The organism is Bacillus sp. MMSF_3328, from assembly GCF_030733525.1.
GTDB lineage: Bacteria > Bacillota > Bacilli > Bacillales > Cytobacillaceae > Bacillus_AB > Bacillus_AB infantis.
Map to the genome: position 1 here is coordinate 123,331 of NZ_JASHIV010000004.1, position 24,665 is coordinate 147,995.

Genomic DNA, 24,665 nt, shown 5'->3' on the forward strand with positions numbered 1-24,665 from the left:
GCTGCCAGGCACATCTGTCTGTGCATCTGACCGTCAATCAGGATATGCTTAAAGAATTTTAGTTGAAGTCCATGATAATAGCCAGGCACCTTTCATCGGTGCCTGGCTATTATTTCACTCCACCTTAACACTCACCATATCAATCGCATGATACCCATACCCTTTCCTATTCCAAAATGGGGAAGCCGGCTGTACACGGCCATGTGTATCATACGCTCTGGACATAAGAGTATATTCTCCTTTACCGGCCTTCCAATCATACACCCAAGGCTGCCACTCATACCCGCTTGCTGCCGGGCTTTCAAGCCTTGCCTCCTTCCAGTTTTCACCCCCGTCAGTGCTTACCTCCACTTTTTCGATTTTCCCTTTACCGGTCCATGCGATGCCTTTGACAGGATGGCTCCCGGTTTGAAGAATCTGTCCGTCCAATGGATGGCGGATGGAACTGTTGACATGGAGCTTCGTTACTGGCGCTGTTCCTTCATCCTTTTCTTTATGAGGATAATAGACATAATCGATTGTTTGGAAAGGTCCTGTAAACGGGGCATCTGCAACAGTGATGCTCTTGAGCCATTTTACGGAAGCCATTGCGTACCACTGGGGAACGATAAGTCTTAGTGGAAAGCCGTGCTTGAAAGGGATCGGCTTTCCGTTGTATTCGTAGGCAACCAGTGTATCCGGATGCAGGGCTTTTTCCAGCGGAAGGCTTCTTGTAAACGAATATACCTCGTCAAGATCGGTTCTTTCTCCAAAGTCATAGCCCTCAAAGATGACTTCTGCCGCTCCATTTTGGATGCCTGCACCCTCGAGGAGGGAGGCAAGCGGAACGCCCTTCCAGCTCCCCTGGCTGACCGCGCCTTTTTCCCATTGCTCACCGAAGGTTTTGGGTTCAAAAAGGCTCCTCTTGTTCCCGGCGCATTCCAAAACGGCGGTCACGGTCCTCGATGGGAGATTCATCAATTCGGTCAGGGAATAGAGCCGGGGTGAAGAAACTGACCCATTGACAGGCAGCCAATAGGCAGATGCTGAAAGCGAAGGATAGGCAAAATGATTTCTCCGGTAAAAAAGCGAATTGCCGACTCTCCTGCCTGAAATGAACTCAATGGGCGATTCCTGATTCTCAGGCTGCAGGCTATGAGTGGTCAAATAGGGCCTTACAAAAGGTTTTTGCATAATACGGCCTCCTGAATCGGTAAATATCCATTTATATGATAGAAACAGGATGATCATGCCTTTCCTATATGTAAAAAATTCCGGCCCTTAATGGAGATAATTCCTGTCCTGTGCGGGTATATGACTAAAAGATATGATTCTTGCGAAAGAAAATGGCAGCAGGGAGGATAAACCATGAAATGGAAGGGAAGAAGAGCGAGCTCCAATGTTGAGGATAGAAGGGGAATGGGCGGCAAAACGCTCGTCGGGGGAGGCCTCGGAGGTATTGTCATTGTCCTGATTATTACACTATTGGGAGGCAATCCCGGCGAACTTCTTGGCGGTCTGGGGATGACCGGAGGCGAGCAGTCGCCTGCACCTTATGAAGAAACGGCCGAGGAAAGGGAACTGGCCGATTTTGTATCAGTAGTGCTGGCGGATACAGAGGAAGTCTGGAGTGAGATTTTCCAGGAGCGGGGGATGGAGTACAAGGAGCCTACCCTTGTTCTGTATACCGGCAGCGTCCAGTCTGCCTGCGGAGCAGCAGGAGCATCGGTCGGGCCATTTTATTGCCCTGGGGACCAAAAGCTTTATATTGATTTAAGCTTCTATAGGGAGCTTCGGGAAAAATTCCAGGCGCCTGGCGATTTTGCCATGGCCTATGTTGTTGCCCATGAAGTCGGCCATCATGTCCAGACGCTCCTTGGCACTACGGATGAAATTATGCCTCTCCGCCAAAAGCTCAGCCAGGAAGAATTCAATAAATATCAGGTCAGGTTTGAGCTTCAGGCTGATTATTATGCCGGCGTTTGGGCGCATCATGCACAGGGAATGGGTTATCTAGAGCAAGGTGATCTGGAGGAAGCGATCCAGGCAGCCCATGCAGTCGGGGATGATACAATCCAGAAAAAGGCACAGGGCTATGCAGTCCCGGAAAGCTTTACTCACGGCACCTCTGAACAGAGGAAGCGCTGGTTCAATAGAGGCTTCCAGAGTGGAACGATAGAGGGCGGCGATACGTTCAGCGCCCGCAATCTATAACTTACAAAGGAGTGGATGCACATGGCAACGCAGGTCAGATCATTTTTTCTGCAGGACAATGGTGATATCCCGAACAATCAGGAATTGCCTGTCATCATCTATGAAGGGATCTTCAGTGACAATGCCAATACGATAGAGGGAACATTTACCCGCCATAACTGGCTCGGCACATGGACAGGCGGTGTGTTCGACTACCATCACTATCACAGCAACTCTCACGAAGTCCTCGGTGTCCGTTCAGGCCGCGCTACTATTCTGTTAGGCGGGGACGGTGGAGAAAGAGTTGAAGTGAAAGCGGGGGATGTCATTGTGCTGCCTGCAGGGACAGGACATAAAAACGTCGACAGCTCAGAAGACTTTGAGGTTGTTGGGGCCTACCCGGATGGAATGAGTCATGATTTGAAAAAGAAAGATCCGGGAGGGCGCGCGCAGGCACTCTCAGATATCCGCAGTGTACCGGTGCCTGCAACAGACCCTGTCTATGGAGATACAGGCCCGCTGCTTGAAAAATGGGTGAAATAAACAAAAAAGCCTGGCACAAGATGAGTGCCAGGCTTTTGATTGCTTTAAAGAATTCCCCAAACGAACATATAATAAAACCCGAACACGGCGAAGATGAGCAGCAAAAGAGCTGAGAGGAGAACAATCATCCTTCTGGAAAACCTGAATGATTGGCTGTTGATTTCATGCCCTTTCCTGAAGTAGCCGATTGTCGTCATGATGATCGTCAATATACCCACAATAATGGAGGCAAGCCCGATGATCTGCGCCAGGGCGTCTCCTATCATCGAAGCAGCCGGAAGAGTGGAAAAGTGAAGATTTGTGATAAGGAAGCCGACTCCTATAATTGTGATGCTTGTCCTGACCCAGGCCAGATAGGTCCGCTCATTGGCCAAATGCTGCTGGATATACTTAGAATCCTTTGTAGGCTGCCCATTGTCCATCCTCAATCACCACACTATCAGTTTGTTGGATAAATGGTAGCATACACTGGGAAAATTGGCTAATCTGCAACCTGATGCAACTGGCTCCTTGTCCAAAGAGCAAGTAGAATAAGGGTAAACTCTCAATCTGGAAGGGGTACCACTAATATGCTGTCTGAAAAAGAAAAGATGCTTGCAGGTGAGCTATATGATGCGGCAGATCCAATCCTTGTAAAAGAAAGGGCCAATGCACGCAGACTGACACGGCTGTTCAATCTGACAGAAGAAACTGAAGAGAAGAAACGGGCAGCGCTTTTAAAAGAGCTGTTGGGATCGACTGGGAAGCAGCTTTATATTGAACCAAGCTTCCGCTGTGACTATGGCTATAACATCAAGGTTGGCGAAAATTTTTATGCGAATTTTGACTGTGTCATCCTGGACGTGTGTGAAGTGAATATCGGCGATCACTGCTTTATGGCTCCAGGTGTACATATCTATACAGCAGGGCATCCGCTGCATCCGGAAGAGCGGAATGCCGGTCCGGAGTTCGGGAAGCCCGTCACCATCGGAAATAATGTCTGGATCGGGGGCAGGGCGGTTATTAATCCGGGCGTTAAAATCGGGAATAATGCAGTCATCGCCTCAGGTGCAGTTGTAACAAAGGATGTGCCTGATAATGCTGTAGTAGGCGGAAACCCGGCGAGAGTGATTAAGTTTATAGACGTCTAATCTTCTTCATGATCAACTCTCAAAGATTCACTATAAAAAAAGCAGACTGGCCTATTGCCGGCTGGTCTGCTTCACATAATGCTCCCAATGATCCTCAATTTCCTTCTTATGCTTGTGGTCATGCTCAATCAATCCGGCAAAGTATTGGCCGATTGTCATGTCCCTCCCGGGGTACAGCTCCTGAAATCTTTCCGGCTCCAGTTTTTCCAAAAGTAAGAGAAGCTCTTTTCTTGCCTCAGCAAACTCACTGATCAGCATTTTTTTGCTGATGCCTGACCTCGCGTATTGTCCCGCTTCCATATTCATTGCATCTGCATCAATTTTTTCAGAAGGAATTTCCTCTTTGCTCAGCAGGGCAGACATACGCCGGCTGATGACAAATCGATCCCAGGTAATAAAGTGGGAAACCACATCGGCTGTTCCCCAGGAGCCTTCCCGGAAAGGGAGGAACCATAGTTCTTCATCCATTTGTGCCAGTGAGTTCACCCAGTTAATGAAACTTGATTTTTCTTCAATAATATCTTCTTTCCTCATAAGCTTCCCCCTTAATTAGTTATCACTCTCTTTTCTTTCTGAGCAGAGTGAATTCCTGCTTTTAAAAAGAAGAGGGACCTCCGTATGAAGGTCCCTGCACTATTAAAATTTGTGTCCGCCCATCAGAGGCTTCTCTACACCAAGCTCTTCCAGTTCTTCTTTGGCAGAATCCATAATGCTCTCGGCTTTAGCTTTCGTCTCTTCATCGAGATCAGCGAACGGATCTCCTTTGCCATGCCTCCCAGGAAGAGTGATGCCTAGTGCTTTTATTTGCTCATTAGCTTCATCACGAGTAAGTGAGCCATCTTTGACCTTATCTTGAATGGCCTGTACTTTAGCTTTCGTTTCTTCATCCAGATCCGCGAAAGGACCTCCTTTGCCATGATGGTCAGGAAGAGTGATGCCAAGAGCCTTCAATTGCTCATTAGCTTCATCACGAGTAAGGGAGCCGTCTTTGACCTTATCTTGAATGGCCTGTACTTTAGCTTTCGTATCCTCATCCAGATCCGCAAAAGGATCTCCTTTGCCATGATGGTCAGGAAGAGTGATGCCGAGAGCCTTTAACTGCTCATTAGCTTCTTCGCGGGCGAGAGAGCCAGCCATAACCTGATCCTGAATAGCCTGAGCTTTTGCTTTTGTCTCTTCATCAAGGTTAGCAAAAAGGTCCTCTTTTTCTCTTTTTGCAGGAACTTCAACACCGATCGCAGCCAGTTCTTCTTTCATTTTGTCCATGATCGCCTGAACCTTTGCCTTGGTGCTGTCATCCAATACTTGTCCGGCCGAAGCAGGTGCAGTCCCTGTCCCGCTTTCCTCTGCGGCCATTGCCTTGAATGCCGTTCCGCCAATGAGGCTTAGCGACAATGCTCCTGTAAGTGCATATCCAGCCCATTTTTTCTTCATCAATAAATACCTCCATTTTTTATTAGAATTTTGGATCGTCTTGCTGTGTACATGCTTTACTATAGGGAACCTTGGTGAAAAACAGGTGAAAATAAAATAGAATTAAAAATATGAAAGGATTTATTTTTTCTTAATTTTTGGTAATATAAGGATATGGTTGTGTGTAACCCCATAACGGCAAGCTTGCAATGTTCTTAATTGGGAGGTTTATATGCAAAAAGTGAATGTCTGGTCTTTCATTTTCTCTATCATTTGTTTCCTGCTGTTTATGGAGGCTGCTTTTTCAGGACCGATCGATGATTCCCTCTTCGGCCTTGACCCGCTCGAAATATTGCTTTACCTTACTCTGGCGGCCTTTGTTGTAGCTGTTATGGGATTTGGCGGCATCCAGAACAGGATGGGACTGGTGAGGAGTGTTGCTTCACTTGCAATAACACTGGGACTTTCAGGATTCTTAACTTATATCGTTTTTTTCGGAAAACTGTTAAGCTAGCAGCTCAAAACATAATAGTTGAAAGCAGAAAGACTCATAAGCAGAGTCTTTTTTCTTTTGGACAATGAGGCAGATGGAGAAGGCTGATTTTTTCACTCGTTTTTCACCTACGTATGGTATCTTAATCATACAGAATTGCGGGAAGGTGGACATATTGAAAATACTGCTTGCAGAAGATGATGAATATCTTGGTGAATTGATCGTCCATTTGCTGAAGAAGAAAGGGTTTGGAAAAGCAGATTGGGTGATGGAAGGCGAGGATGCTTATGAATATGCAAAGGCTTCCTATTATGATGTGCTCATCCTGGATTGGATGATGCCGAATGGAGATGGCATTTCCGTCTGCCGCCGGCTGCGCCGGGAAGGATACAGCGGTGCCATTTTAATGCTGACTGCGAGGGATGCAGTCTCTGACAGGGTCGAAGGGCTTGAAGCAGGCGCTGACGACTATTTGATTAAGCCGTTTGAAATTGATGAGCTGGCAGCCCGGCTGAAGGCTTTATCGCGGAGGATGCTTGCTCCGCTTCAGGAGGATGTTATCCAATGGAAAAGTCTTGAGCTGAACCGGACGAGCCATACGCTGTTCCTGAACGGAGAAGAAATCTTCCTGACCCCGAGGGAGTACCAGCTTCTTGAAATGCTCCTGCGCAATAAAGGGCAGGTCCTGACAAGAGAGATGATTTTGGACCGGATATGGGGCATTGAATCAGATGTTTCAATGAAAACGATTGATGCGACCATCAAGCTGCTGCGAAAGAAAATAGATAAGCACGGTACAAACAGCCTCATTGAAACCATCCGCGGAGTGGGGTATAAAATTGAAGCCTAGACCTTTCCTGGATAGATGGAAAAAGAAGCTGCCTCAGGAGGTGTTCGGCCAGACCAGCCTTCGCCTGACACTGTTCTACAGCGGCATCATCACTCTTTTTCTGATTATATTTGTTATCATTGTCCTCTTTATTTTATACGGTGTCATCTATGCCGACCAGGAACGGAAAATTACGGAGCTGGCTAACCGGGAAACAAATGAGTTTCAGGAGGATGGCTTCCGCCGGCACAGGCCTCAGCAAAGGGAAGGAGACAAGCAGGTGTTTCTCAGTGAGAATCAGCTGTTTTATTATGTTGCTGCCGGGGATGGCAGCCTGGTCAGTGCCAATGAAAGTTTTGGCCCGCTGCGGCCATTGTTTTTGGACCTTGTAAAAAACTGGACCCCCGGCCAGAGTGAAATCAGGCAGAAGACACTCCAGATTCCCGAAGATGATGCCGACTACAGCCAGTTCAGGGACTTTGACATCAGGGTCCTTATGCTTGCAAGGCCGGTCATTATAAATGGACAGGCAGCCGGGATGATGTATATCGGATTGGATATATCTAATTTAAATACCATTTTTAAATGGGTGGTCATCGTTTTAAGCAGCCTGGCCGCTGTTTTTATCGGCATTGGTGTCTGGCTCAGCCGGATGATGTCAAGGAGGGCGCTTATCCCGATTGAGAAGTCGTATAATCAGCAGCGTGAATTTGTGGCGAATGCCTCCCATGAACTCCGGACCCCGCTGAGTGTTATCTTTTCTTCGGTTGAAGCGATTGAAATGGAGCTGGAGGATCCGGATCCTTTTACAAGGAAAATGATGAATGGACTGAAGCATGAAGTAAAAAGGATGACTAAGCTGATCAATGACCTCCTGACCCTGGCCCGATCTGACTCTGCTGATGGTGCAGTGCTGGAACGGAAATGGGAGGATATGCGTCCATTGGGCGCGCAGGTCCTTGATTCTTTTGAAAGTTTTGCGGCTGAAAAACAGATCAGGCTCTCACTCCACGCTCCTGAACAGGTAATGGTCCATGCTGACAGCGGGATGCTTGTCCAGCTCTTATATATTCTGGTGGATAACGCTATCAAGTACAGCCCCTCTGGGGGAGAAGTCAGCGTGAATCTCGGTGTGAAGCGGGAGAAGCAGTCAGGCATTTTTGTTCTCTCGGTAAAAGATACGGGGATGGGCATGAGCAGGGAGGAGCAGGCCCAGGTATTTGACCGCTTCTTCCGGGCAGATAAAGCCAGGAGCCGAAAGGAAGGCGGACACGGGCTCGGGCTTTCAATCGCCAAGTGGATTGCAGATGTTCATAGAGGGAGGATCACTGTGGAAAGCGAACCTGGGGAAGGAACAGAATTCCGTGTCGTGATACCATTTGAAAAAAACAATTAAGTATGATTGAAATGGTTCTTTAACTGCCATACTAAAAAGCGGGTACATGAGTACCTGCTTTTTTTAGTATTTCGAAATAACTAGGGATCGGTGTTTTGTACTTTAAAATATAGATGTGACAAAAGGTAATAGTCTGAACTGGATACTTTGAGGTGGAGATATATACCATTTATTTTAGGAGATGAACTTCTTATGAAGATTAAAGCAGCTGTCACCCATGGCCAGGGAGAAAACTTCAAGATTGAAGAAGTAGAACTGGCTGAACCAAAGGCAAATGAAGTCCTGATTAAAATCATTGCTTCCGGCGTCTGCCATACAGATGCAGTGGCTCGTGATCTGGGCCTGACTCCTTATCCGGTTGTACTGGGCCATGAAGGTTCCGGGATTGTAGAAAAAGTAGGCGCCGGCGTAAAAACAATCGAGCCGGGAGACCATGTTGTGCTTTCTTTTGCCTCATGCGGGCATTGTGAAAACTGCCTGACAGGCCACCCGACAGTCTGCACCGAATTCAATGATCTTAACTTCGGCGGCAAAATGGAAGACGAAACCCATCGCCTGCATCAGAATGACCGCAACCTTTCTACGTTCTTTGGGCAATCTTCCTTTGGTACATATGCAGTTGCCAATGAGCGAAATGTCGTTAAGGTCGACAAAGATGTTGATCTGGCACTGCTTGGACCTTTAGGATGCGGCATCCAAACCGGAAGCGGAACAGTATTGAACCGCCTGAAACCGGATTTTGGAACATCCATTGCTGTTTACGGCACAGGGGCAGTAGGCTTGAGCGGCATCATGGCGGCCAAAATAACCGGATGCAGGCATATCATCGCCATTGATATCCATGACAGCCGCCTCGAAAAAGCAAAAGAGCTTGGAGCTACACATGTCATCAACAGCAAAAACGAAGATGTTGTTGAACGCATCAAAGAAATTACAAATGGCGGAGTGCATTACGGACTTGAAACCACCGGAGTTCCGGTTGTGGTGCGCCAGGGGCTTCGGGCTCTCCGTCCGCTTGGGACGCTGGCAATCGTCGGTGTGACGCCGGAAATGGAAATCAATGTTCATGAAGAAATCATGGCAGAAGGGAAAACCATGGTCGGCGTCATCGAAGGAGATGCTGTGCCGCAATTATTCATCCCTCAATTGGTCGATTATTATAAAAATGGCCTGTTCCCATTCGACAAACTAGTGGAATTCTATGACTTCAGCGACATCAACCAGGCCTTTGAAGATTCTAAAAAAGGCCTTGCGATCAAGCCGATTGTCAAAATTGGATAACAGAGAATAAACCCTCGCCGCCTGCGGCGGGGGTTTATTTGTATACAGTGCAGCGGGGAGAGCTGGCGGGAATAATTTCATTGCTGACAACCAAACTAATAGCAGGATGGAATCACAATGAAAGGACATCACAGATGAAAAAACAACTAGCTGTTTTACTTAGCGTTCTTCTATCAGCCTCGGCATTGGCTGCCCCCGCCAGTGCAGCGAATAATCCCCGAAACATGTACGATGTAAAGCGGGGGGATACCTTGTGGAGAATATCGGAAATTTATAAGACAACAACTGAAGAATTAAAGAAAATCAACGGGCTGCAGACGTCCCTTCTTTTGCCGGGCCAGAAACTGCGGGTGCCCATCATGTATGAGGTGAAATCCGGAGATACATTATGGAAGCTGTCACAGAGCTTCAGCTCTGATGCCGCGGCCATAAAGAAAGTGAACCGGCTTGCAACTGACCGGATTTATACGGGGCAGAAACTGAGAATACCGCCGAAGAAACTTCAAATGGAAGGGCAGTTTGTCCTGATGACAAGAGAAGAATTCCAGGATTGGATCTTCAATCAGAAATTCACAAGGAAGGTCGGCAAGGTCCAGCAGCATCATACATTTCAGCCTTCCTACGAGCAATTCAACGGGAGCAACCATTTTTCCATGCTGAAAGGCATGAAAGAATATCATGTGACAGGAATGGGCTGGAGTGATATCAGCCAGCATCTGACCACTTTCCCGGATGGAAAAGTAGCTGTCGGGCGATCCTTCAATACTGCACCTGAAGGGTCATTCGGACTGCAGAATAAAGCCGCCATGCACAGGATTGAAACAGATAGCATAGCAATCGAAAATGTCGGCAATTTTGACAAAAACAAAATGACAAAAGAGCAAAAGGAGACCATCACTGCAGTTACAGCCCTGCTTATGCTCAAATACGACCTTTCCCCATCAGTGGACACCATCACCTATCATCATTGGTGGGATATTAACACCGGTGAGAAAGTGCTGGACAAAAGCAGCGGACATGCAGTCAAGACATGTCCCGGAACAGAATTCTTCGGCGGGAATTCCACTGAGGACGCCAAGAAAGGCTTTTATCCGCTGGTGGTGAGGAAAATGAAAGAAATATCGGCTTCCATTCAGTAGTAGGAAAGGCCTGGACTTCTAAGAGTAATCATGCACTGGAGGAATGGGACATAGATATAACGACCTTTCCCCGTGCATGCCCTTCAGCAAAGTACCGGAATGCCTCCGGAACGTCTTTAAGACTATAGATGCGGTCAATGATTGGCCGCACCTTGCCTTCTTCAATAAGATCGGCCAAAAATATCAGGTCCTTCTGATTGTGCCTTTGAAGAAAACTGCCCACCTTTTGTCTTCCTGTTAAGGAAACCCACGGACCCATCATCAAAGCTTGAAACATCTGCTTGCCTGATCCGCCGACATGGACAAACTGCCCGTCTGGCCGCAATGAACGCCTGTACGTCCTTATTGAATTAGACCCGTTCACGCCAAGAATCAGGTCGTACTGATCATTGAGTATAGTAAAGTCTGTCTTCTTATAATCGATGCATCGGTCAGCGCCAAGCGACTGTAAAATATCTATATTCCCTGTACTGCACACCCCGGTTACCTCAGCTTCGAAGGATTTGGCAATCTGTACGGCAAATGTTCCGACACCTCCGGATGCTCCGTATATCATCACCTTTTGCCCCTTTTTAATCTTTCCCTTATCACGCAGGCTTTGCAGGGCAGTGGCAGCTGCCATCGGCACAGCGGCTGCTTCCGTGAAGGATATTCCTGCAGGCATCAGCGCTAATGAACTTTCCGGAACAGCAGCATATTCCGCAAAGCTGCCCCAGCCGCTCCCCGAAAGATCGCCGAACACTTTGTCGCCAGGCCTGAACTGTTTAACCTTTTTGCCTGCTGCTTCTACCACCCCGGCCATATCCCCGCCGGGTATGAGGTAATTCGGCTTGAAAAGCCCAAAGGCAAAACGCGCAAGAAACGGCTCCCCTTTCAATAAAACCAAATTGCCAAAGTTGATGGAAGCAGCATGTATCTTAACCAGGACCTGATCATCTCCAGGAACGGGCTTATCAATCTCTGCTAATTTTAGTACTTCGGGCGAGCCATATTTTTCGCTTATGATGGCTTTCATTTTGTGCCTCCTTCTCTTTCTTTTGGGAAAAAGATATTCCTGAAACTAATGAATAAGACTATTGCTTTAGGAAAAATATATCTTGTATTTATGCGTTTGCGAGAAGAACAAGGACCAGATTGGTCTTTCTTATATCTCCTGAAAAAATCTGTTTTTTTCACCAGATTTTCTCCTAAGCACTTTAATATTCTCTTTGCAGCCATCAACTAACAAGGAGGTGAAGAAAATGAAAATGAAGATGCTTATTGGAGGCGCTATCGGTGCTGCCGGAGTATACGCCATTTATAAATCAGCAGAGGGCTGGTTCTATGGACAAGCTTCAAGGCCGATGGCAGCAGAGGGTCAGATCCACTTTGCTCCTCATCACCGGGGCCGCGGATTCCACCAGCATGTGATCGAGTTTACATCAGCCGCGCAGCCTCACCCCTGGATGCAGGCAGGAAGCTTTATGGCGGTTATCCTGCAGCTGCTTTTGATTGCAGCAGGCTTTCTTTTATGGAAAACGGCCCGAAATGGGGGGCTGAAGAAATGGGCTGGCATACTTCTCGCGGGTCTGGGGTTATTCCTGCTCCTTCCTGAGATTGTGTTCATTCCAGTGGCACTCATTGGACTGTACACGATCTATAAAATCCGCAGAAATGAGGAGACGGCCGCTTTTTCATATGATTGGACAAGCACCGTCTTTCAGGGAAACAGAGACTTCCTGGATGAGTGGGAACAGAAAACGAAAATGGAGGAATAGGAGAAATGGGCGTATTAAAAAGAATGAAACGCATCGTTACTGCTGACTTGCATGATGCAGTTGATAAAATGGAGAATCCAATAAGCCTTTTGAAGCAGTATATAAGGGAAGTGGAGGAACAGCTGGAAAAAGGAAAGCAGGCAATGGCCCAGCAGTATGCTGTTGAACAGAAATACTCGTTACTGATTGCATCGGAACAGGAAACAGCAGAGAAGCGCAACAGACAGGCGGAACTGGCCGTATCAAAGGGTGAGGAAGATATTGCAAAGCTTGCCTTGCAGGAGAAGATCGTCAGCGAGCGGAAACTTTCGGTCTACGTCCAGCAATATGAAATGATTCAGGAAAAAACAAATGAACTGGCAGGGCAGCTTGAATGGCTCCACCAGCAATATGAAGAGCTGAAGCTGAAGAAAAATGAGCTGGCAGCCCGCTATCAGGCTGCAGCAGCCATCAGGAACATACAGGAAAGCACAGTTTCCTTTAAGGCGGAACAGGCTCTTAGCGGGTTTGCCAGAATGGAAGAAAAGGTACTTGAACAGGAATCTTATATAAAGGCAGGGCGGCTGCTCTCTGCTAATGCTTATAAACCGTCTGTCAGCCCGTATCTGGCAGATGAAGTGGAGCTTGAGCTGGAAAAGCTGAAAACAAAGGGATAAAGGTAAGGGACTCCGGTTCCTTGCTTTTTCAAATTTTGGGAATATATCCTTGAAGATTTCATCATACTAAGGCTTATCTATGATTATGGGAGGCTATGCTTTGATGAACAGGGAGCCAGTAAAGATTGATGCAATCATAAATGGAGAGAAAACACCGACTGGGAAAAACTTTCCCCGTGAAAATCCTGCCCATCCGGAGGAAATCGCAGGATATGCACCTGTAAATACAAAGGAAGAAGCTATCAAGGCCATTGATGCGGCTTACGATGCATTCAGCGGGTGGAAAGTCAGCAAGGTAGAAGACCGGGTCGAACGTATGGAGCGCGCTATCCGGAAAATCAAAGATGCCACCCCGGAAATTGCGGAGCTGTTGTCGCGGGAGCATGGCAAGGCACTGTGGGATTCGAAAGGGGAGATTGCCGTTTCCCTGATGTGGATGGAATTTGCCTGCCAGAATGTAAAAGAGGTAACAGAACCGCAGGTGAAGGAGCATGACAACGGAAGAACCCTTATTACCTATGATCCCATCGGCGTGGTGTCAGCCATCACGCCGTGGAATTATCCGATATCGCTATCAACGATTAAAATAGCCCCTGCACTGCTGACAGGAAATACGATGGTGCTGAAGCCAAGCCCATTTGCGCCCCTTGCTGTCAGCCGGGTGGTGGAGATCATTGCTTCCGAATTCCCGCCGGGGGTCCTTAATCTTGTTCATGGGGAGGCAGATGTCGGGGTTGAGCTTACATCCAATCCAAAGGTAGCAAAAATTGCGTTTACTGGCGGAACTAAAACAGCTAAGAGCATTATGAAGGCTGCCTCTGAGACGATCAAGAAAATGACACTTGAGCTGGGCGGGAATGATGCTGCCATCGTGCTGCCAAGCTTTGATGTTAATGATGGGAAGGCGATGCGCCGTATGGTCATCTCCAACTTCCTGACGTCAGGCCAGATCTGCATGATTGCCAAAAGAGTGTATGTGCATCAATCCATTTATAAAAGTTTCGTGGAGAAATACAGGGAAGCCGCAGATAAATGGATCCGGGTTGGTGATCCATTTAACCCGAAAGTAACCGTCGGGCCGGTCAATAACCCTGGACAGGTGAAGTATGTGAAAAGTCTGGTTGAGGATGCAAGGAGCAAGGGTGCAGAAGTCATCCAGCTCGGCAAAATCCTTGACCCGGATCTGATGGACAACGGCTACTTCCTTCAGCCCACACTGGTCCTCGGTGCAGATCCGCATGACCCGATCGTAGTGGAAGAGCAATTCGGGCCGACTGTCCCGATCATTCCCTATGATGACGAAGAGCAGGTGATCCAGCTTCATAATGAAAGCATTTATGGACTGACCAGCTCTGTCTGGGGAGATGAAGAAGAAGCGATCAAGGTTGCACGCAGGATTGAGGCCGGCACCACAATGATCAATACCGCTGCCGTACAGGGACTTGATGTCCGCTTTCCTTTCGGAGGCGTAAAGCAGTCCGGTGTGGGCCGCGAATACGGCAAAGAAGGGCTGAAATCCTATCTCGAAGTGCATGTCATCAATATCCCGAAGACATTGGAGCTGCCATATATCCCAGAATAATGAACGAAAAAAAACGAAGGCTGCTAAAGAAGCAGTCTTCGTTTTTTGTGAGTTTACAGAGTTGGAACGCGAATGTATAATTATGGAAACTTGTATAAAGGAGTTGTGCTATGAAGAGGCTGATATGGCCATGGTTCCTTGCTGCGGCCGGCTTTATTTTTACAGCTATGGGAATAATCTTCGGAATCATTGGAGCAGACGTTCTAAACATTCCATTTACAAGGATGGATTTAGTTCCAATCGCAGTCAGTTTCCTTGGGATCATGCTTTTGTTTGCAGGCATTATGTTCATTATGGATAAAAGATTTGAAACTTTGAAAGAAAAGGACAAAGGAAGTGAAAAAATCGTCCAAAAGGCAAAATCCAAAGCATTCAATTTAATGATTGGGCTATATTCCATTGGCACCATTACACTGGCACTGCTTGGTTACTTAAATGAAGTTTCTTTTTTCAGCCTGATTGGCCTGTACATCATTGGCCTGCTTTTCTATAGTTATCAGCTTGTGATGAATAGGCGTGCTGCTTGAATAAGGTGATAGGGGGGGATAGAATCTCTCCATTAACTGATATTTTTTTAAAAGGGAGGCAGGGCTCTTTGATCCGTGAAGCCGAAGAAGCCGATCAGAAGCAAATTTCCGAACTTTATGGAATGCTGGTTCCTCATAGCAGGAAAAGGAATGTTTTGGGAGAACAAATTAAGATAATTAAAACTGACCCCAATAATTTTTTGCTTGTCTACGATGAAGAAGGAATCCTTCTCGGAACGCTGACACTCAATATATGTCTGCAGGCCTTGCATGGCTTAAGGCCTTATGGCGTAATTGAGAACTTTGTGGTTCATGAACATCATCGCGGCTGCGGGATTGGGCAGAAGCTATTGCAATATGCAGAGAATTACTGCAGATCGCTGGATTGCCATAGAATTATGCTGTTAAGCAGCTCCAAGCGGCAAATGGCCCATCAGTTTTTTGAACATGAGGGATTTGACGGGGCAGTGAGCAAGGATTCAAGAAGTACTTATAGAAGTAAGATATCAACCTGGCTATATGGGAGGGTTTCGATGAAGAAGTACTTCCTCGCGGCTGTAATTGCCATACTGGGTATTGCGTTTTGGTATTATTCTCCGAAAAACATTCATAGGGATCTGAGCGGATTGATTTACCAGTTGGGAGAAGCTGAGAATGGAAAGAAAGTTAATATTAAAATAGACGGGCAGCAGCGCTTTACAATGACTGGGGATAGAATCTTTGAAGGAACGATTGAGATTGAGATTGAGGGGCAAAGCATTTCTGTGCCGCCCGAGGACAGGAAATTGGAGCTGAAATTTGATCAAAACAATTCTGCACACGTATCCTATGTCCACTTCCCTCACAAGAATGGCATTTCAAATACTGAAATCATTCCTTTTGGCCAGATTCATGCTGCCAAGTCCTTTAGCCGGCTTACAATTCAAAAATTCAATAAGGACGGTGTTTGGACTGGTTCTGAAGGAATGATGATTGCAGCTCCGGCAGACAATTGGAAGGAAGCCATCAGGCTGTCTGATGACCTAATTGAAGAATATCAGCTGAACGGGAATGTTTTTATGGAGGCAAAGACAGAATAAATGGGCTGAAAGACCTCTGTACTTTTTAGAAAGGGTGAAGGCTATGAATGAGAAAAAGCGGGAAACCTGGAAGCTCTGGGATGCCATGTTCACCTCGGGTATTTTATCTCTTCTTAAGGACGGGGAAGAAGCTCAAACCGACAATGAAAAGTTCAGGCAATTATTGTGGCAGCTGTTGTTTGGGGTTATTTTTACGGTCTTATTGTTTATTATTCTGGCTATCTTTTTCTATTAGAAAGAGCCTGTCGGCTGAGGGTCAGCAGACAGAGCATTTATTTATGTGAAAATCACAGCGTCCGAAGGAGGGTCCTTATGACAGCAAACAAAGTAAATCATGCTAAAATTTCTTCCAGATTAATAGAGCAAAAAGAAACAGCTGATAGCCTGGCGATTATTTTGCCGGGGGCAGGGTATACGGCACAGGCTCCGCTGCTTCATTTTTGTACAGGGTTATTTTACTCCAAGGGCTTCGATGTTCTTCATCTCAACTACACATTTAATCGTGAAGAGCAGATGGCCTTATCTGGAGAAGGCCTGGCTGAAGCGGTCCGGCCTGCGATTGAAGATGCACTGAAAAATAAAGGGTATGACCATTATTATATCGCTGCTAAATCGATAGGAACCATGGCACTGCCTTATCTATTGAAGGATCAAAGCTTTCTGGATGCGAAAGCAGTATGGCTGACCCCTTTGCTTCAAAAAGAGTTTGTATTGACTAGCATGGCGGCGGGCAGCCATAAAGGGCTCTGTATCATTGGGGATCAGGATCCTTTTTTCACTTGGGAACGGATTGAAAGGATTAAAGGGAATCCCAATCTTTCTATTAAAGTAGTGGAGGGAGGCGATCACAGCCTGGAACTTAGCGGTGATCCCATCCAATCTATCGATCTGTTAAAGAACATCATTTCTGATATTCGTCAATTCCAGTCTTTCTAAAGGAGTTCCTATGAATTATATTCAATCTTTACGGAAATATATCGGTACAGAGCCAATCATTGCTCCCGGTTCAGCGGTCATCGTTCTCAATGATAAGGGAGAGATTCTGCTTCAATTGAGGTCAGATACACTGGATTGGGGGATTCCTGGAGGCGGGATGGAATTGGGCGATTCTTTTGAAGAGACGGCACGGAAAGAGCTTTTCGAGGAAACGGGCTTAACGGCCCCAATCTTTGGAGCTGCTGTCGCTCGTCTCAGGGAAAGAGTTTTATTATCAATTTCCCCATGGAGATGAAATTTATAATGCAACGGCAGTCTATAAAGCGGTTGACATAGAGGGCATCTTAAAAAAAGACGGAGAAAGCCTGGAGCTGGCCTACTTCCCCCTGCACTCCCTTCCATCACTGAATAGTACAGCCCGGAAAATGCTTGAAAAGACAGGATATATCTAATAAGTATTCTTTCATGTGAAAAAGAGCCTCTGCGGTTCTTTTTTATTTTAGGGAAATGTAAAACATGTTTGACATGTAAAATCCTGTCATGTTATTCTGTAAATGTAAAACATGTTTGACAAAAATACGGCAGAGTGGTGTGAATGGAAAATCAAATCAAAGAAGTGAGAAAAAGCAGCGGCCTTTCCCAGGAAGAGCTGGCTAAAGCATGCGGCGTTTCACGCCAGACGATTAATGCAATCGAGAACAATAAATATGATCCCAGCCTTGCACTTGCCTTTCAGCTGGCAGAGTCCCTTGGCATGACAGTGGATCAGCTATTCCATTTTAGGAGCAGGGGGAATGAGAGATGAAAGGTAAAGAAATAGCAGCGCTCGTATTACTGATAGCGGCAACACTTTATTTTGGGGGAACCTTCATCAGTTATATTAAAATTGATGGAGCATCTATTGGGTCAGCAGAGCTGCTCGTGATCATCGCCTTGCTGATTGGATGGGTCCAGTTCATCACATGGGGAACGAGGAAGGAAGTTCAGAAAGATGAAATGGGCAGGCAAATCATTATGGACAGTGCCAGAGTCAGCTATTATGTTGTATTAGCGGCACTAATGCTGTTATGGATCATCGACTTCTTCCTTGTCAGCAAGGGAGAGAATTACACACTTTTTATCGCTTTGTGTATCGCCTATATTACGTATCCAATCATCCAATATGTACTTGTTAAAAGATTTGCGGATTAATATCATTCCAAAACCACAGTGCCTGCTGTGGTTTTTATTTTTGAGCAAAAACATTGATATTTCGTTATTGATTTTATAAAATTTAATTGTACACAACTAAAATACAGGAGTGATTCACATGACAAAACCATTATTCACAGCATCAGTAACAGCAGTTGGCGGACGAGAAGGCCGGGTTTCATCAGCAGAAGGGAATTTGGCTTTGGATGTAGCGATGCCCGGAACTCCAAGAAAAAAGGAAGTTCCTGAAGCTACAAATCCTGAGCAGCTGTTTGCGGCCGGCTATGCAGCCTGCTTTGACAGTGCGCTGCAGATGGTTGCAAGGAAAGAAAGAGTCTCTTTTCAATCTGAAGTGACTGCAAATGTTAGTCTTTTAAAAGACGAAAGCGATCAAGGCTTTAAGCTCGGGGTTGTTCTGCAGGTGAAAGGAACAGGCATCGAGGACAGCCTACTGAATGAACTGGTAGAGAAAGCACATGGGGTCTGCCCATATTCAAAAGCTGTGAATGGGAATATTGAAGTTCAGCTTGAAGTAGTTCAGTAAAATAAAAAAGGATGCCCGCTTGGCTGGCATCCTTTTTTATTGCTCATGTTTATGATGAAGGATCTGTAAAAGCTGCAGAAGGGAGGTTTTCAGCGAGTTGTATTCCTCTTCGTTTGCGCCGCTCATTTCGAAGATCTTCCCAGGGATGGATTCTGCCTGACCCTGAAGAGATATTCCTTTTTCTGTCAGTGTTACAAATACAGAGCGCTGATCCTCAGCAGATCTCTCCCGGTTCAGGAGCCCCTGCTGCTCCATCCTCTTCAGCATGGGTGTAAGGGTGCCGGAATCGAGGTAGAGAAGCTCCCCCAGTTTTTTTACGGTCAGGCTTTTCTTTTCCCAAAGAAGGAGAAGGACAAGATATTGAGGATAGGTGACTTCAAGCTTATCTAAAAGTGGCTTATACTGCTTGGTCATCTCTCTTGAAGCAGCATAAAGAAGGAAGCAAAGCTGATTTTCGAGCTTTAACTGGCTGTACTCGTTTGTCATTTTTTCACCGCTTATCGTTATAGTCTGTATATATACTATAACCTCCGCACTATATTTAATAAACTAAACTGCATACCGTTTTCCTTAATAGGGAGTCGGAACATCAAATATAAGATAGAGAGCTGCTATAAAAATCCCGCCAAGGAGCCAGGCGAGCCATGGCTTGCGATAATGGGCAATCAGAAGTGTGAAGGTCACGATATTGAACAAAAAGGACCAGCGGAAGGACCAGCCATGATGATGAATAATGCTGTCATTTATATAGGCGATGAGCTCCACACCAGTGAACAAGATTGACCAAAGAAGAATCCAGCCAGCCTGTGCCTTCAGCTTTTCCGGAAGCCGCCCGAGAAAAATGGGCAGGACGAAAGGGTAGATAATAAAAGCAATCGCCATCGAAATGGAATTGTGAGTAGGCAATAATAAATGATCAATCCAAACAGGCTTGAATTCCCAGACCCGATAATTATACAGGAGAAGCTCATAAACAAGATTGGCAATAATCCAGAATAAGAGCGTGCTGTAGTATTGTGCAAAGCTTCTCCAGACTCCAAGGACGAGCCCTGCAATAATGAAAAATATAACGAATGATGACTGCATTTTTTTACCCTCTTATCAATGATATAAGAATAGGTTTTCCAATAACCTGGAAAATAACCTGCTCCCAAAGGCCTGCTGAAAAAGGAAATACGCCAGCTGGCGGCGAATTAGAAGAAAGCAAAAGTTTATCCCAAGACAACAGAGGTGCAAAGAATGAAAACCAAACTAATACTCGTTGAGGGGCTTCCCGGTTTCGGTAAGTCAACAACTGCCAGATATACAAAAGAGATACTCGATGAGGCAGGGCTGGAGACCAGATTATTTCTGGAAGGCAATCTCGACCATCCTGCCGACTATGATGGAGTCGCTTATGCGGCGGAAGCAGAGATGGAGAAACTGCTGAAGGAAGCAGGCGGCCAAGGAGAACTTATTAAACAATATACAATCAAAAAGAATGGCTATTATCTAGTTCTATATGAAAAAATGAAACGGAAATATCCTGATGCATTTCCTGAAGGCCTGCTGGATCCTATTATCCGGACTGATATTTACGAACTGCCTATGAAGCTGCATATGGAGCTGATGGAGGCCAGCTGGCTCAGCTTTGCAGAAGAAGCAAATGGAGATGCGGTGTATATATTCGAATGCTGCTTCATTCAGAATCCTTTAACCATCGGGATGATCAAGTACAATGAGCCGGCAAATGAAATCATGGCTTATGTTAAGCGGCTTGGCGAAACGATTAAAGAACTTGATCCGCTTCTTATTTATCTGGAGCAGGACGATCCTGAGTCGGCCTTCAGAAAGGCTGTGAAAGAGAGGCCGGCAGAGTGGTTCGAGGGCTTCACCGAATATTACACTGGCCAAGGGTACGGACTCAGCCGCGGATGGAAAGGCCTGGAGGGAACGCTGAAGGTACTGGATGCAAGGAAGCAGCTGGAGCTGGACACGATGAAGCAGCTTGATCTGAAAAAGGCTGTGGTGAATAATTCCTGGTTCGATCCGGACAGCCATAAGGAAATGATCAGGCAGGTGCTGAAGGAACAAGGCGTAATTTAAGAAGAATTCCTATACCAAAACAGCCTGATGTGTTTGATAAAGCAGCTGTCCGGGAATATCCCCAAAAAACAGGCAAGGGGGATTAGAATTGAAGTTCAATAAAGATGACCTCACGAAAGTAATTAAAACGGCGGCAGATAAAGTAAGTGGAGACAATGCAGGCCAAACATCCAACAATGATGTTCAAACCCAGATAAACAGCATCAACAGACGGCTCTCATTGCTCGAGGAAGAGCTTAGGCAGATAAAGGAGAAGGTATAAGGGCCATTGAGGCCCTTTTTTGTTTAGGACAGTAATAATAATCCTGGTCAGGAACGGGCTTCAAGCCACCTCAAAATTTCTTTTACTATTAAATCCTGCTGTCTTTGAGGCGGAATGCTAGCATGATTGTCTCCTTTTTGAGGTCCATACATGCCGAATTGTGCATGGTTGCCGCCTTCTATTCCATATAAGTCTGCTCCATCAGAAAGCAAATGCCGTGTTTTCTCAATCTTCCCGGGTGTGGTCAGTCCATCTTTTTCCGCATAGATCGAAAGCATGGGCATCGTGGAATCTGAAAAGTCAGAGCCGCTGCTTGGATAGGAACGAGCAGGATGACCCCATCAATCTGGTCCGCATGGTTAAACGCATAAGTAGCAGCGGAAACTCCTCCGAGGGAATGTCCTCCAATATACCATCTCTCAATCTCTGGATAATGCTCGATTAGTTCGTCTGCTTTATTTCCCTCGAGGATGGAGAAATTCAGGCGCATTTCCGGCACCAGCACCAGGTACCCATTCTCAGCAAGCCGCCCGCCCAAATAGCTGTATGCCTCTGGCTCCACCTTGGCTCCAGGGTAAATGATGATCCCTGCTTTCTTCACTGCACCCGGATCAAAGACAATCCAATCATTCTCATGCCGGATATTTTCTTCACCGATTAATTTAAAGAGTTCTTCAGACGGTTTATACGTTGCCTGGGCCCAAATGTAAAATCCCGCACCGCCTGCGATGATAACAGCTAAAACAATGATAAGGGCAACTTTAATGATCTTTTTCATAAAAAAGCCTCCTGCCCGCTGGATATATATCTTATTGTATTTTAAAAAAGGAGAAGGTTCCAGATTTGCGTGTACAGCCTGAAACCTTCCCTGTGCTCAGCACGTATATGAAGGAAAGCTATGGGAGGGTTTCAAATGAAAAGGTATAGAGTGCTGGCTGCGGCTGCTATTCTAATCATCTTCTTCCTGCTTGCCGGAAACCATTTCATCATACATACAGGAGAAGCAGAAGCGGCGGCAGTTGAAGATAAAGGAAAAGAGGGCACAGAATATTATATTCTCCTTAATGGGCGGAAGCTGATGGTCGAGGACGAAAATGTCTGGAATCTGATTGAAGTGGGCGGAATCTACGACATTGCTTATGAATGGTATGGATATAAAGATCCTGTCATAACAAGCATTACATTTCCAGGGCATGAGGGCAGCCATTGATGGGAAGCGGGATTTAATGATGTTAACTCTCCGGGCTATTGAAACCCTGCAGGTTTGCATAAAAGGCTATTATGGGGTGTTTTAATTAGAAATTCCGGTTAAGCGGAGCGCAGTAGCCCGTTTTCCTGTTTTTCTAATCGATAGCCGGAATTTCTCCGTCTATTAGAGCTATATTTTGAGCTTTTTTGAAAATAAGGGAAATTTCTCCGCTAATTTTTCGGCCTGTCGCTGATTCCCTCATTCAGGTCGGGGAAGGTCCGCTCTTTTATGGACGGGCGGGGAACCCGCAATCAGAGCTTAAAATATGTAATGTGTGTTTCATTGAGCTTTTTTATAAAAATATTGAGGAATTAGCAGGAATAAGAGCCTGCCTAATCGAATATACGTTCTTTAACGAAAGGCTGGGTACCCTAAGGTAATTGCGGCATCGGGGCCTGAAAGATAGAAGGTGATCTTACATGGAAAAAACAGCACTGATAAAAACAGTCTCCCTTGAATTTTATAAAAACGAAGATGAATCGCGGCTTAAGGGCTATCAGCTCCCGGAAGAGCAGCTCGCCTTTACCTCAATGCCGGTTCCTGCGATTGAGGCCTGCCTGCAGGAGGATGACCGCCATCCTATTATCATTCAATATGGAGAGGATATAGCAGGCTTCTTCGTCCTTCATGGCAAGGGCGGGGCCATCAAGTACAGCCCGAATGAACAGGCGATCCTGCTTCGCGCCTACTCGATCAGCTCCAGCTATCAGGGGAAAGGGATTGCGGGTGAATCATTGAGGCTCCTGCCTGACTTTGTAAAAAAGCATTTTCCTGATAAAAATGAAATCGTCCTTGGGGTCAATCACAGCAATCATGCGGCCCAGCATGTCTATAAAAAGGCTGGTTTCATTGACCAGGGCCTTCGAATCACCGGAAAAAAGGGCGAGCAGTATGTGCTGCACATGCAGCTTTAGAAAGGGAATGAAATCATGATCAAATATCCGATTTTAAAGGAAGAGGCCGTAATTGGCGTAACAGCAACATCGTCAGGAGTGCCGGAAGAGCTCCACGGCATGATCCGCTCCGCCTGCAGCCGCATGGAGTCAAGGGGATTCCGCGTAAAGTGCGGGGACACTCTGTGGACACAGGAAAAAGCAAAGTCGGCCCCGGCGACAGTCAGAGCGGATGAATTCAATGAAATGATGGCAGACAGCGGGATAGACTTAATCATTCCTCCGTGGGGAGGGGAGCTTTTAGTAGAAATTCTGGATAAAGTGGATTTCGCCGGAATGGAAGAAAAGTGGATATTAGGCTATTCGGATACGAGTTTGCTACTGTTGGCCGTCACTTTGATGACCGGGATGGCGACGGCCCATGGAACCAATCTTGCCGACCTGCGCGGTGAGCAAATGGATGAAACAACAGCCAGATGGCTGGATGTTTTGAAAACAGAAGAGGGCGGATCGGTCCAACAGGAATCTTCCAGCAACTATCAGAAAGAATGGCAGCATGAGAATCCTTCACCATATGTATTTCATTTAACAGAGCCGACGAGCTGGAAATCTATATCCGGCAGTCCGGAGAGGATGGAAGGCCGGCTGCTCGGCGGATGCATTGATGTTATCAGGCATCTGATCGGCACCCCTTACGGCCGTGTCCGTGAATTTCAGCGGGAGCACCTTGGCGGGGATCCTATTGTCTGGTATTTTGAGAACTGTGAAATGACAACAACCGATCTGCGCAGGACTTTGGTTCATATGAAGATGGCCGGCTGGTTTGAAGACTGTGCGGGAATCATGTTTGGTCGCAGCAGCGCCAACACAGCAGTTGGCGGCTATACTGCAGAGGATGTATATAAAGAGCTTTCAGCTGAGCTTGAAGTGCCCGTTATTTATGACATCGACTGCGGCCATGTCCCTCCGCAGGTCACTTTGATCAACGGAGCATACGCGGAAATTGAGGTCCGGGACGGGAAAGGCAACATAGTTCAGCATTTTAAAGCATAAGAAGAGGCAGGCTGCGGAGTCTGCCTTTTTAATCGTGCCTTAATGAGGCATGGCATTTAAGTTTCACCATAATACTCAGCAAAATAAAGGAAGCCGAATTTCCTTACAAGATAGTTTCTTAAAAGGCCTTCAGTTGCTTTTTCAATTGGAGGATCTGTAAGTGTATAAGCCTTGCCGTTAAGCCTGGCAAATTTCTTGGAATCTGCTTTGTTATGGTAGTCATCCTCGATAATGCCTGAAGTCAAAGCAGCACCTGGATAGCCGCTTATAAAAACATGGGTCCTGAGAGCAAGGTGAGGGGTTGAATGCAGCAGCAGGAAAATGATCACTATACCGGCAAGAACCAGTTTCTCTTTTTTATATTTCATGAAAGATATTCTCCTTACCATTAAGTTCTTTTAACTATTCAGTGATCCTTATGATAATCCTGCTAAAATCTAACAAAAAGGAGTGAA

General features: G+C 46.2%; 33 protein-coding genes and 1 pseudogene. 24 read left to right on the plus strand and 10 right to left on the minus strand.

The window, feature by feature from the left end; all coding sequences use genetic code 11:
- Nucleotides 1-114: 114 nt before the first annotated feature.
- A complete protein-coding gene (locus tag RBB45_RS09135; protein ID WP_306009492.1) occupies nt 115-1,173 on the minus strand; it encodes a sulfite oxidase in 1,059 nt (352 codons plus the stop codon).
- A 174-nt stretch (nt 1,174-1,347) separates the two neighbouring features.
- Here RBB45_RS09135 and ypfJ point away from each other — a divergent pair, with 174 nt between their 5' ends.
- Together ypfJ and RBB45_RS09145 are read left to right on the plus strand one after the other, a co-directional pair.
- Complete coding sequence (gene ypfJ, locus RBB45_RS09140; protein ID WP_094768025.1) at nt 1,348-2,193, plus strand: KPN_02809 family neutral zinc metallopeptidase; 846 nt, start codon at nt 1,348-1,350, stop codon at nt 2,191-2,193.
- A 21-nt stretch (nt 2,194-2,214) separates the two neighbouring features.
- Nucleotides 2,215-2,715 carry a cupin domain-containing protein gene (locus RBB45_RS09145; protein ID WP_022543290.1) on the plus strand — a complete coding sequence of 167 codons (501 nt, stop codon included), beginning with the start codon at nt 2,215-2,217 and terminating at the stop codon, nt 2,713-2,715.
- Nucleotides 2,716-2,759: 44 nt separating this feature from the next.
- Here RBB45_RS09145 and RBB45_RS09150 read toward each other — a convergent pair whose 3' ends face one another.
- The gene (locus RBB45_RS09150; RefSeq protein ID WP_094768026.1) at nt 2,760-3,137 is read right to left on the minus strand and encodes a YidH family protein; all 378 of its coding nucleotides are present in this window, start codon (nt 3,135-3,137) and stop codon (nt 2,760-2,762) included.
- Between the two features lie 147 nt (nt 3,138-3,284).
- Here RBB45_RS09150 and RBB45_RS09155 point away from each other — a divergent pair, with 147 nt between their 5' ends.
- Complete coding sequence (locus RBB45_RS09155) at nt 3,285-3,845, plus strand: sugar O-acetyltransferase (RefSeq protein WP_094768027.1); 561 nt, start codon at nt 3,285-3,287, stop codon at nt 3,843-3,845.
- 51 nt (nt 3,846-3,896) lie between these two features.
- Here RBB45_RS09155 and RBB45_RS09160 read toward each other — a convergent pair whose 3' ends face one another.
- Both RBB45_RS09160 and RBB45_RS09165 read right to left on the minus strand, forming a co-directional pair.
- Nucleotides 3,897-4,379, minus strand: a complete 483-nt coding sequence (locus tag RBB45_RS09160; protein ID WP_094768028.1) for a DinB family protein — start codon at nt 4,377-4,379, stop codon at nt 3,897-3,899.
- Nucleotides 4,380-4,481: 102 nt separating this feature from the next.
- On the minus strand, nt 4,482-5,279 hold the full coding sequence (locus tag RBB45_RS09165; RefSeq protein ID WP_094768029.1) for a hypothetical protein: 798 nt from the start codon (nt 5,277-5,279) through the stop codon (nt 4,482-4,484).
- A 211-nt stretch (nt 5,280-5,490) separates the two neighbouring features.
- On the opposite strand from RBB45_RS09165, the gene RBB45_RS09170 reads away from it, so the two are divergent.
- From RBB45_RS09170 to RBB45_RS09190, 5 genes are all read left to right on the plus strand, one after another.
- Nucleotides 5,491-5,772: a hypothetical protein gene (locus tag RBB45_RS09170; protein ID WP_009792437.1), complete on the plus strand. Its 282-nt coding sequence runs from the start codon at nt 5,491-5,493 to the stop codon at nt 5,770-5,772.
- 154 nt (nt 5,773-5,926) lie between these two features.
- Entirely contained in the window at nt 5,927-6,601 is a 675-nt protein-coding gene (locus RBB45_RS09175; protein ID WP_022543291.1) for a response regulator transcription factor, read from the plus strand.
- Entirely contained in the window at nt 6,591-7,976 is a 1,386-nt protein-coding gene (locus RBB45_RS09180) for a sensor histidine kinase (protein WP_009792435.1), read from the plus strand. Before RBB45_RS09175 ends, RBB45_RS09180 begins: the two co-directional genes overlap by 11 nt.
- Before the next feature lie 192 nt (nt 7,977-8,168).
- A complete protein-coding gene (locus tag RBB45_RS09185; RefSeq protein ID WP_009792434.1) occupies nt 8,169-9,257 on the plus strand; it encodes an NAD(P)-dependent alcohol dehydrogenase in 1,089 nt (362 codons plus the stop codon).
- Between the two features lie 224 nt (nt 9,258-9,481).
- Nucleotides 9,482-10,396, plus strand: a complete 915-nt coding sequence (locus RBB45_RS09190) for a peptidoglycan recognition protein family protein (RefSeq protein WP_224952170.1) — start codon at nt 9,482-9,484, stop codon at nt 10,394-10,396.
- Between the two features lie 28 nt (nt 10,397-10,424).
- Here the strand turns inward: RBB45_RS09190 and RBB45_RS09195 are convergent, their stop codons facing one another.
- Complete coding sequence (locus RBB45_RS09195) at nt 10,425-11,411, minus strand: NAD(P)-dependent alcohol dehydrogenase (RefSeq protein ID WP_224952124.1); 987 nt, start codon at nt 11,409-11,411, stop codon at nt 10,425-10,427.
- A gap of 226 nt (nt 11,412-11,637) precedes the next feature.
- Here RBB45_RS09195 and RBB45_RS09200 point away from each other — a divergent pair, with 226 nt between their 5' ends.
- The 11 genes and pseudogenes from RBB45_RS09200 to RBB45_RS09250 all read left to right on the plus strand — a co-directional run bounded on the left by RBB45_RS09200 (nt 11,638) and on the right by RBB45_RS09250 (nt 18,668).
- Nucleotides 11,638-12,153, plus strand: a complete 516-nt coding sequence (locus RBB45_RS09200; protein ID WP_224952126.1) for a hypothetical protein — start codon at nt 11,638-11,640, stop codon at nt 12,151-12,153.
- Between the two features lie 5 nt (nt 12,154-12,158).
- Complete coding sequence (locus tag RBB45_RS09205; RefSeq protein WP_022543294.1) at nt 12,159-12,809, plus strand: PspA/IM30 family protein; 651 nt, start codon at nt 12,159-12,161, stop codon at nt 12,807-12,809.
- A 103-nt stretch (nt 12,810-12,912) separates the two neighbouring features.
- Entirely contained in the window at nt 12,913-14,391 is a 1,479-nt protein-coding gene (locus RBB45_RS09210; protein WP_022543295.1) for an aldehyde dehydrogenase family protein, read from the plus strand.
- A gap of 110 nt (nt 14,392-14,501) precedes the next feature.
- Nucleotides 14,502-14,918, plus strand: a complete 417-nt coding sequence (locus tag RBB45_RS09215) for a hypothetical protein (RefSeq protein WP_094768038.1) — start codon at nt 14,502-14,504, stop codon at nt 14,916-14,918.
- A gap of 68 nt (nt 14,919-14,986) precedes the next feature.
- Complete coding sequence (locus RBB45_RS09220) at nt 14,987-15,997, plus strand: GNAT family N-acetyltransferase (protein WP_224952128.1); 1,011 nt, start codon at nt 14,987-14,989, stop codon at nt 15,995-15,997.
- Between the two features lie 43 nt (nt 15,998-16,040).
- Nucleotides 16,041-16,232: a hypothetical protein gene (locus RBB45_RS09225; RefSeq protein WP_224952130.1), complete on the plus strand. Its 192-nt coding sequence runs from the start codon at nt 16,041-16,043 to the stop codon at nt 16,230-16,232.
- Nucleotides 16,233-16,309: 77 nt separating this feature from the next.
- Nucleotides 16,310-16,933 carry an alpha/beta family hydrolase gene (locus RBB45_RS09230; RefSeq protein WP_224952132.1) on the plus strand — a complete coding sequence of 208 codons (624 nt, stop codon included), beginning with the start codon at nt 16,310-16,312 and terminating at the stop codon, nt 16,931-16,933.
- 10 nt (nt 16,934-16,943) lie between these two features.
- A pseudogene (locus RBB45_RS09235) lies at nt 16,944-17,385 on the plus strand (NUDIX hydrolase).
- A 143-nt stretch (nt 17,386-17,528) separates the two neighbouring features.
- The gene (locus tag RBB45_RS09240) at nt 17,529-17,738 is read left to right on the plus strand and encodes a helix-turn-helix transcriptional regulator (RefSeq protein ID WP_009792421.1); all 210 of its coding nucleotides are present in this window, start codon (nt 17,529-17,531) and stop codon (nt 17,736-17,738) included.
- Nucleotides 17,735-18,124 carry a hypothetical protein gene (locus RBB45_RS09245; RefSeq protein ID WP_224952134.1) on the plus strand — a complete coding sequence of 130 codons (390 nt, stop codon included), beginning with the start codon at nt 17,735-17,737 and terminating at the stop codon, nt 18,122-18,124. The genes RBB45_RS09240 and RBB45_RS09245 overlap by 4 nt, the downstream gene beginning before the upstream one ends.
- Nucleotides 18,125-18,242: 118 nt before the next feature.
- Nucleotides 18,243-18,668 (plus strand): organic hydroperoxide resistance protein, encoded by a 426-nt coding sequence (locus RBB45_RS09250; RefSeq protein WP_009792419.1) that lies wholly within the window; start codon nt 18,243-18,245, stop codon nt 18,666-18,668.
- 36 nt (nt 18,669-18,704) lie between these two features.
- On the opposite strand, the gene RBB45_RS09255 is transcribed toward RBB45_RS09250, so the two are convergent.
- Entirely contained in the window at nt 18,705-19,154 is a 450-nt protein-coding gene (locus tag RBB45_RS09255; RefSeq protein ID WP_009792418.1) for a MarR family winged helix-turn-helix transcriptional regulator, read from the minus strand.
- An 84-nt stretch (nt 19,155-19,238) separates the two neighbouring features.
- Nucleotides 19,239-19,754, minus strand: a complete 516-nt coding sequence (locus RBB45_RS09260; RefSeq protein WP_224952136.1) for a CBO0543 family protein — start codon at nt 19,752-19,754, stop codon at nt 19,239-19,241.
- Between the two features lie 153 nt (nt 19,755-19,907).
- Between RBB45_RS09260 and RBB45_RS09265 the strand changes: the two genes are divergently transcribed.
- Together RBB45_RS09265 and RBB45_RS09270 are read left to right on the plus strand one after the other, a co-directional pair.
- Entirely contained in the window at nt 19,908-20,753 is an 846-nt protein-coding gene (locus tag RBB45_RS09265; RefSeq protein ID WP_224952138.1) for a P-loop NTPase family protein, read from the plus strand.
- An 88-nt stretch (nt 20,754-20,841) separates the two neighbouring features.
- Nucleotides 20,842-21,015: a hypothetical protein gene (locus RBB45_RS09270; RefSeq protein WP_009792415.1), complete on the plus strand. Its 174-nt coding sequence runs from the start codon at nt 20,842-20,844 to the stop codon at nt 21,013-21,015.
- 47 nt (nt 21,016-21,062) lie between these two features.
- Here RBB45_RS09270 and RBB45_RS09275 read toward each other — a convergent pair whose 3' ends face one another.
- Nucleotides 21,063-21,299: an alpha/beta hydrolase gene (locus RBB45_RS09275; RefSeq protein ID WP_318246888.1), complete on the minus strand. Its 237-nt coding sequence runs from the start codon at nt 21,297-21,299 to the stop codon at nt 21,063-21,065.
- Nucleotides 21,260-21,793 (minus strand): alpha/beta hydrolase, encoded by a 534-nt coding sequence (locus tag RBB45_RS09280; RefSeq protein ID WP_263625798.1) that lies wholly within the window; start codon nt 21,791-21,793, stop codon nt 21,260-21,262. Before RBB45_RS09280 ends, RBB45_RS09275 begins: the two co-directional genes overlap by 40 nt.
- Nucleotides 21,794-21,928: 135 nt before the next feature.
- Between RBB45_RS09280 and RBB45_RS09285 the strand changes: the two genes are divergently transcribed.
- The 3 genes from RBB45_RS09285 to RBB45_RS09295 all read left to right on the plus strand — a co-directional run bounded on the left by RBB45_RS09285 (nt 21,929) and on the right by RBB45_RS09295 (nt 24,210).
- Nucleotides 21,929-22,225 (plus strand): hypothetical protein, encoded by a 297-nt coding sequence (locus RBB45_RS09285; RefSeq protein WP_224952140.1) that lies wholly within the window; start codon nt 21,929-21,931, stop codon nt 22,223-22,225.
- Nucleotides 22,226-22,683: 458 nt separating this feature from the next.
- Nucleotides 22,684-23,178, plus strand: a complete 495-nt coding sequence (locus RBB45_RS09290) for a GNAT family N-acetyltransferase (RefSeq protein WP_094768044.1) — start codon at nt 22,684-22,686, stop codon at nt 23,176-23,178.
- A 15-nt stretch (nt 23,179-23,193) separates the two neighbouring features.
- The gene (locus tag RBB45_RS09295; RefSeq protein WP_009792409.1) at nt 23,194-24,210 is read left to right on the plus strand and encodes a S66 family peptidase; all 1,017 of its coding nucleotides are present in this window, start codon (nt 23,194-23,196) and stop codon (nt 24,208-24,210) included.
- Between the two features lie 56 nt (nt 24,211-24,266).
- Here the strand turns inward: RBB45_RS09295 and RBB45_RS09300 are convergent, their stop codons facing one another.
- A complete protein-coding gene (locus RBB45_RS09300; protein WP_022543298.1) occupies nt 24,267-24,578 on the minus strand; it encodes a hypothetical protein in 312 nt (103 codons plus the stop codon).
- Between the last annotated feature and the right edge of the window lie 87 nt (nt 24,579-24,665).

Bases quoted from the DNA above. Each gene is read 5' to 3' on its own strand.
- RBB45_RS09225 (WP_224952130.1), top strand. From the start codon at position 16,041: ATGAATGAGAAAAAGCGGGAAACCTGGAAGCTCTGGGATGCCATGTTC.
- RBB45_RS09195 (WP_224952124.1), bottom strand. From the start codon at position 11,411: ATGAAAGCCATCATAAGCGAAAAATATGGCTCGCCCGAAGTACTAAAA.
- RBB45_RS09230 (WP_224952132.1), top strand. From the start codon at position 16,310: ATGACAGCAAACAAAGTAAATCATGCTAAAATTTCTTCCAGATTAATA.
- RBB45_RS09200 (WP_224952126.1), top strand. From the start codon at position 11,638: ATGAAAATGAAGATGCTTATTGGAGGCGCTATCGGTGCTGCCGGAGTA.
- RBB45_RS09300 (WP_022543298.1), bottom strand. From the start codon at position 24,578: ATGAAATATAAAAAAGAGAAACTGGTTCTTGCCGGTATAGTGATCATT.
- RBB45_RS09170 (WP_009792437.1), top strand. From the start codon at position 5,491: ATGCAAAAAGTGAATGTCTGGTCTTTCATTTTCTCTATCATTTGTTTC.
- RBB45_RS09210 (WP_022543295.1), top strand. From the start codon at position 12,913: ATGAACAGGGAGCCAGTAAAGATTGATGCAATCATAAATGGAGAGAAA.
- RBB45_RS09240 (WP_009792421.1), top strand. From the start codon at position 17,529: ATGGAAAATCAAATCAAAGAAGTGAGAAAAAGCAGCGGCCTTTCCCAG.
- RBB45_RS09255 (WP_009792418.1), bottom strand. From the start codon at position 19,154: ATGACAAACGAGTACAGCCAGTTAAAGCTCGAAAATCAGCTTTGCTTC.
- ypfJ (WP_094768025.1), top strand. From the start codon at position 1,348: ATGAAATGGAAGGGAAGAAGAGCGAGCTCCAATGTTGAGGATAGAAGG.
- RBB45_RS09275 (WP_318246888.1), bottom strand. From the start codon at position 21,299: ATGCCCATGCTTTCGATCTATGCGGAAAAAGATGGACTGACCACACCC.
- RBB45_RS09250 (WP_009792419.1), top strand. From the start codon at position 18,243: ATGACAAAACCATTATTCACAGCATCAGTAACAGCAGTTGGCGGACGA.
- RBB45_RS09165 (WP_094768029.1), bottom strand. From the start codon at position 5,279: ATGAAGAAAAAATGGGCTGGATATGCACTTACAGGAGCATTGTCGCTA.
- RBB45_RS09150 (WP_094768026.1), bottom strand. From the start codon at position 3,137: ATGGACAATGGGCAGCCTACAAAGGATTCTAAGTATATCCAGCAGCAT.
- RBB45_RS09135 (WP_306009492.1), bottom strand. From the start codon at position 1,173: ATGCAAAAACCTTTTGTAAGGCCCTATTTGACCACTCATAGCCTGCAG.
- RBB45_RS09260 (WP_224952136.1), bottom strand. From the start codon at position 19,754: ATGCAGTCATCATTCGTTATATTTTTCATTATTGCAGGGCTCGTCCTT.
- RBB45_RS09215 (WP_094768038.1), top strand. From the start codon at position 14,502: ATGAAGAGGCTGATATGGCCATGGTTCCTTGCTGCGGCCGGCTTTATT.
- RBB45_RS09280 (WP_263625798.1), bottom strand. From the start codon at position 21,793: ATGAAAAAGATCATTAAAGTTGCCCTTATCATTGTTTTAGCTGTTATC.
- RBB45_RS09185 (WP_009792434.1), top strand. From the start codon at position 8,169: ATGAAGATTAAAGCAGCTGTCACCCATGGCCAGGGAGAAAACTTCAAG.
- RBB45_RS09295 (WP_009792409.1), top strand. From the start codon at position 23,194: ATGATCAAATATCCGATTTTAAAGGAAGAGGCCGTAATTGGCGTAACA.
- RBB45_RS09285 (WP_224952140.1), top strand. From the start codon at position 21,929: ATGAAAAGGTATAGAGTGCTGGCTGCGGCTGCTATTCTAATCATCTTC.
- RBB45_RS09190 (WP_224952170.1), top strand. From the start codon at position 9,482: ATGTACGATGTAAAGCGGGGGGATACCTTGTGGAGAATATCGGAAATT.
- RBB45_RS09245 (WP_224952134.1), top strand. From the start codon at position 17,735: ATGAAAGGTAAAGAAATAGCAGCGCTCGTATTACTGATAGCGGCAACA.
- RBB45_RS09160 (WP_094768028.1), bottom strand. From the start codon at position 4,379: ATGAGGAAAGAAGATATTATTGAAGAAAAATCAAGTTTCATTAACTGG.
- RBB45_RS09155 (WP_094768027.1), top strand. From the start codon at position 3,285: ATGCTGTCTGAAAAAGAAAAGATGCTTGCAGGTGAGCTATATGATGCG.
- RBB45_RS09290 (WP_094768044.1), top strand. From the start codon at position 22,684: ATGGAAAAAACAGCACTGATAAAAACAGTCTCCCTTGAATTTTATAAA.
- RBB45_RS09205 (WP_022543294.1), top strand. From the start codon at position 12,159: ATGGGCGTATTAAAAAGAATGAAACGCATCGTTACTGCTGACTTGCAT.
- RBB45_RS09145 (WP_022543290.1), top strand. From the start codon at position 2,215: ATGGCAACGCAGGTCAGATCATTTTTTCTGCAGGACAATGGTGATATC.
- RBB45_RS09265 (WP_224952138.1), top strand. From the start codon at position 19,908: ATGAAAACCAAACTAATACTCGTTGAGGGGCTTCCCGGTTTCGGTAAG.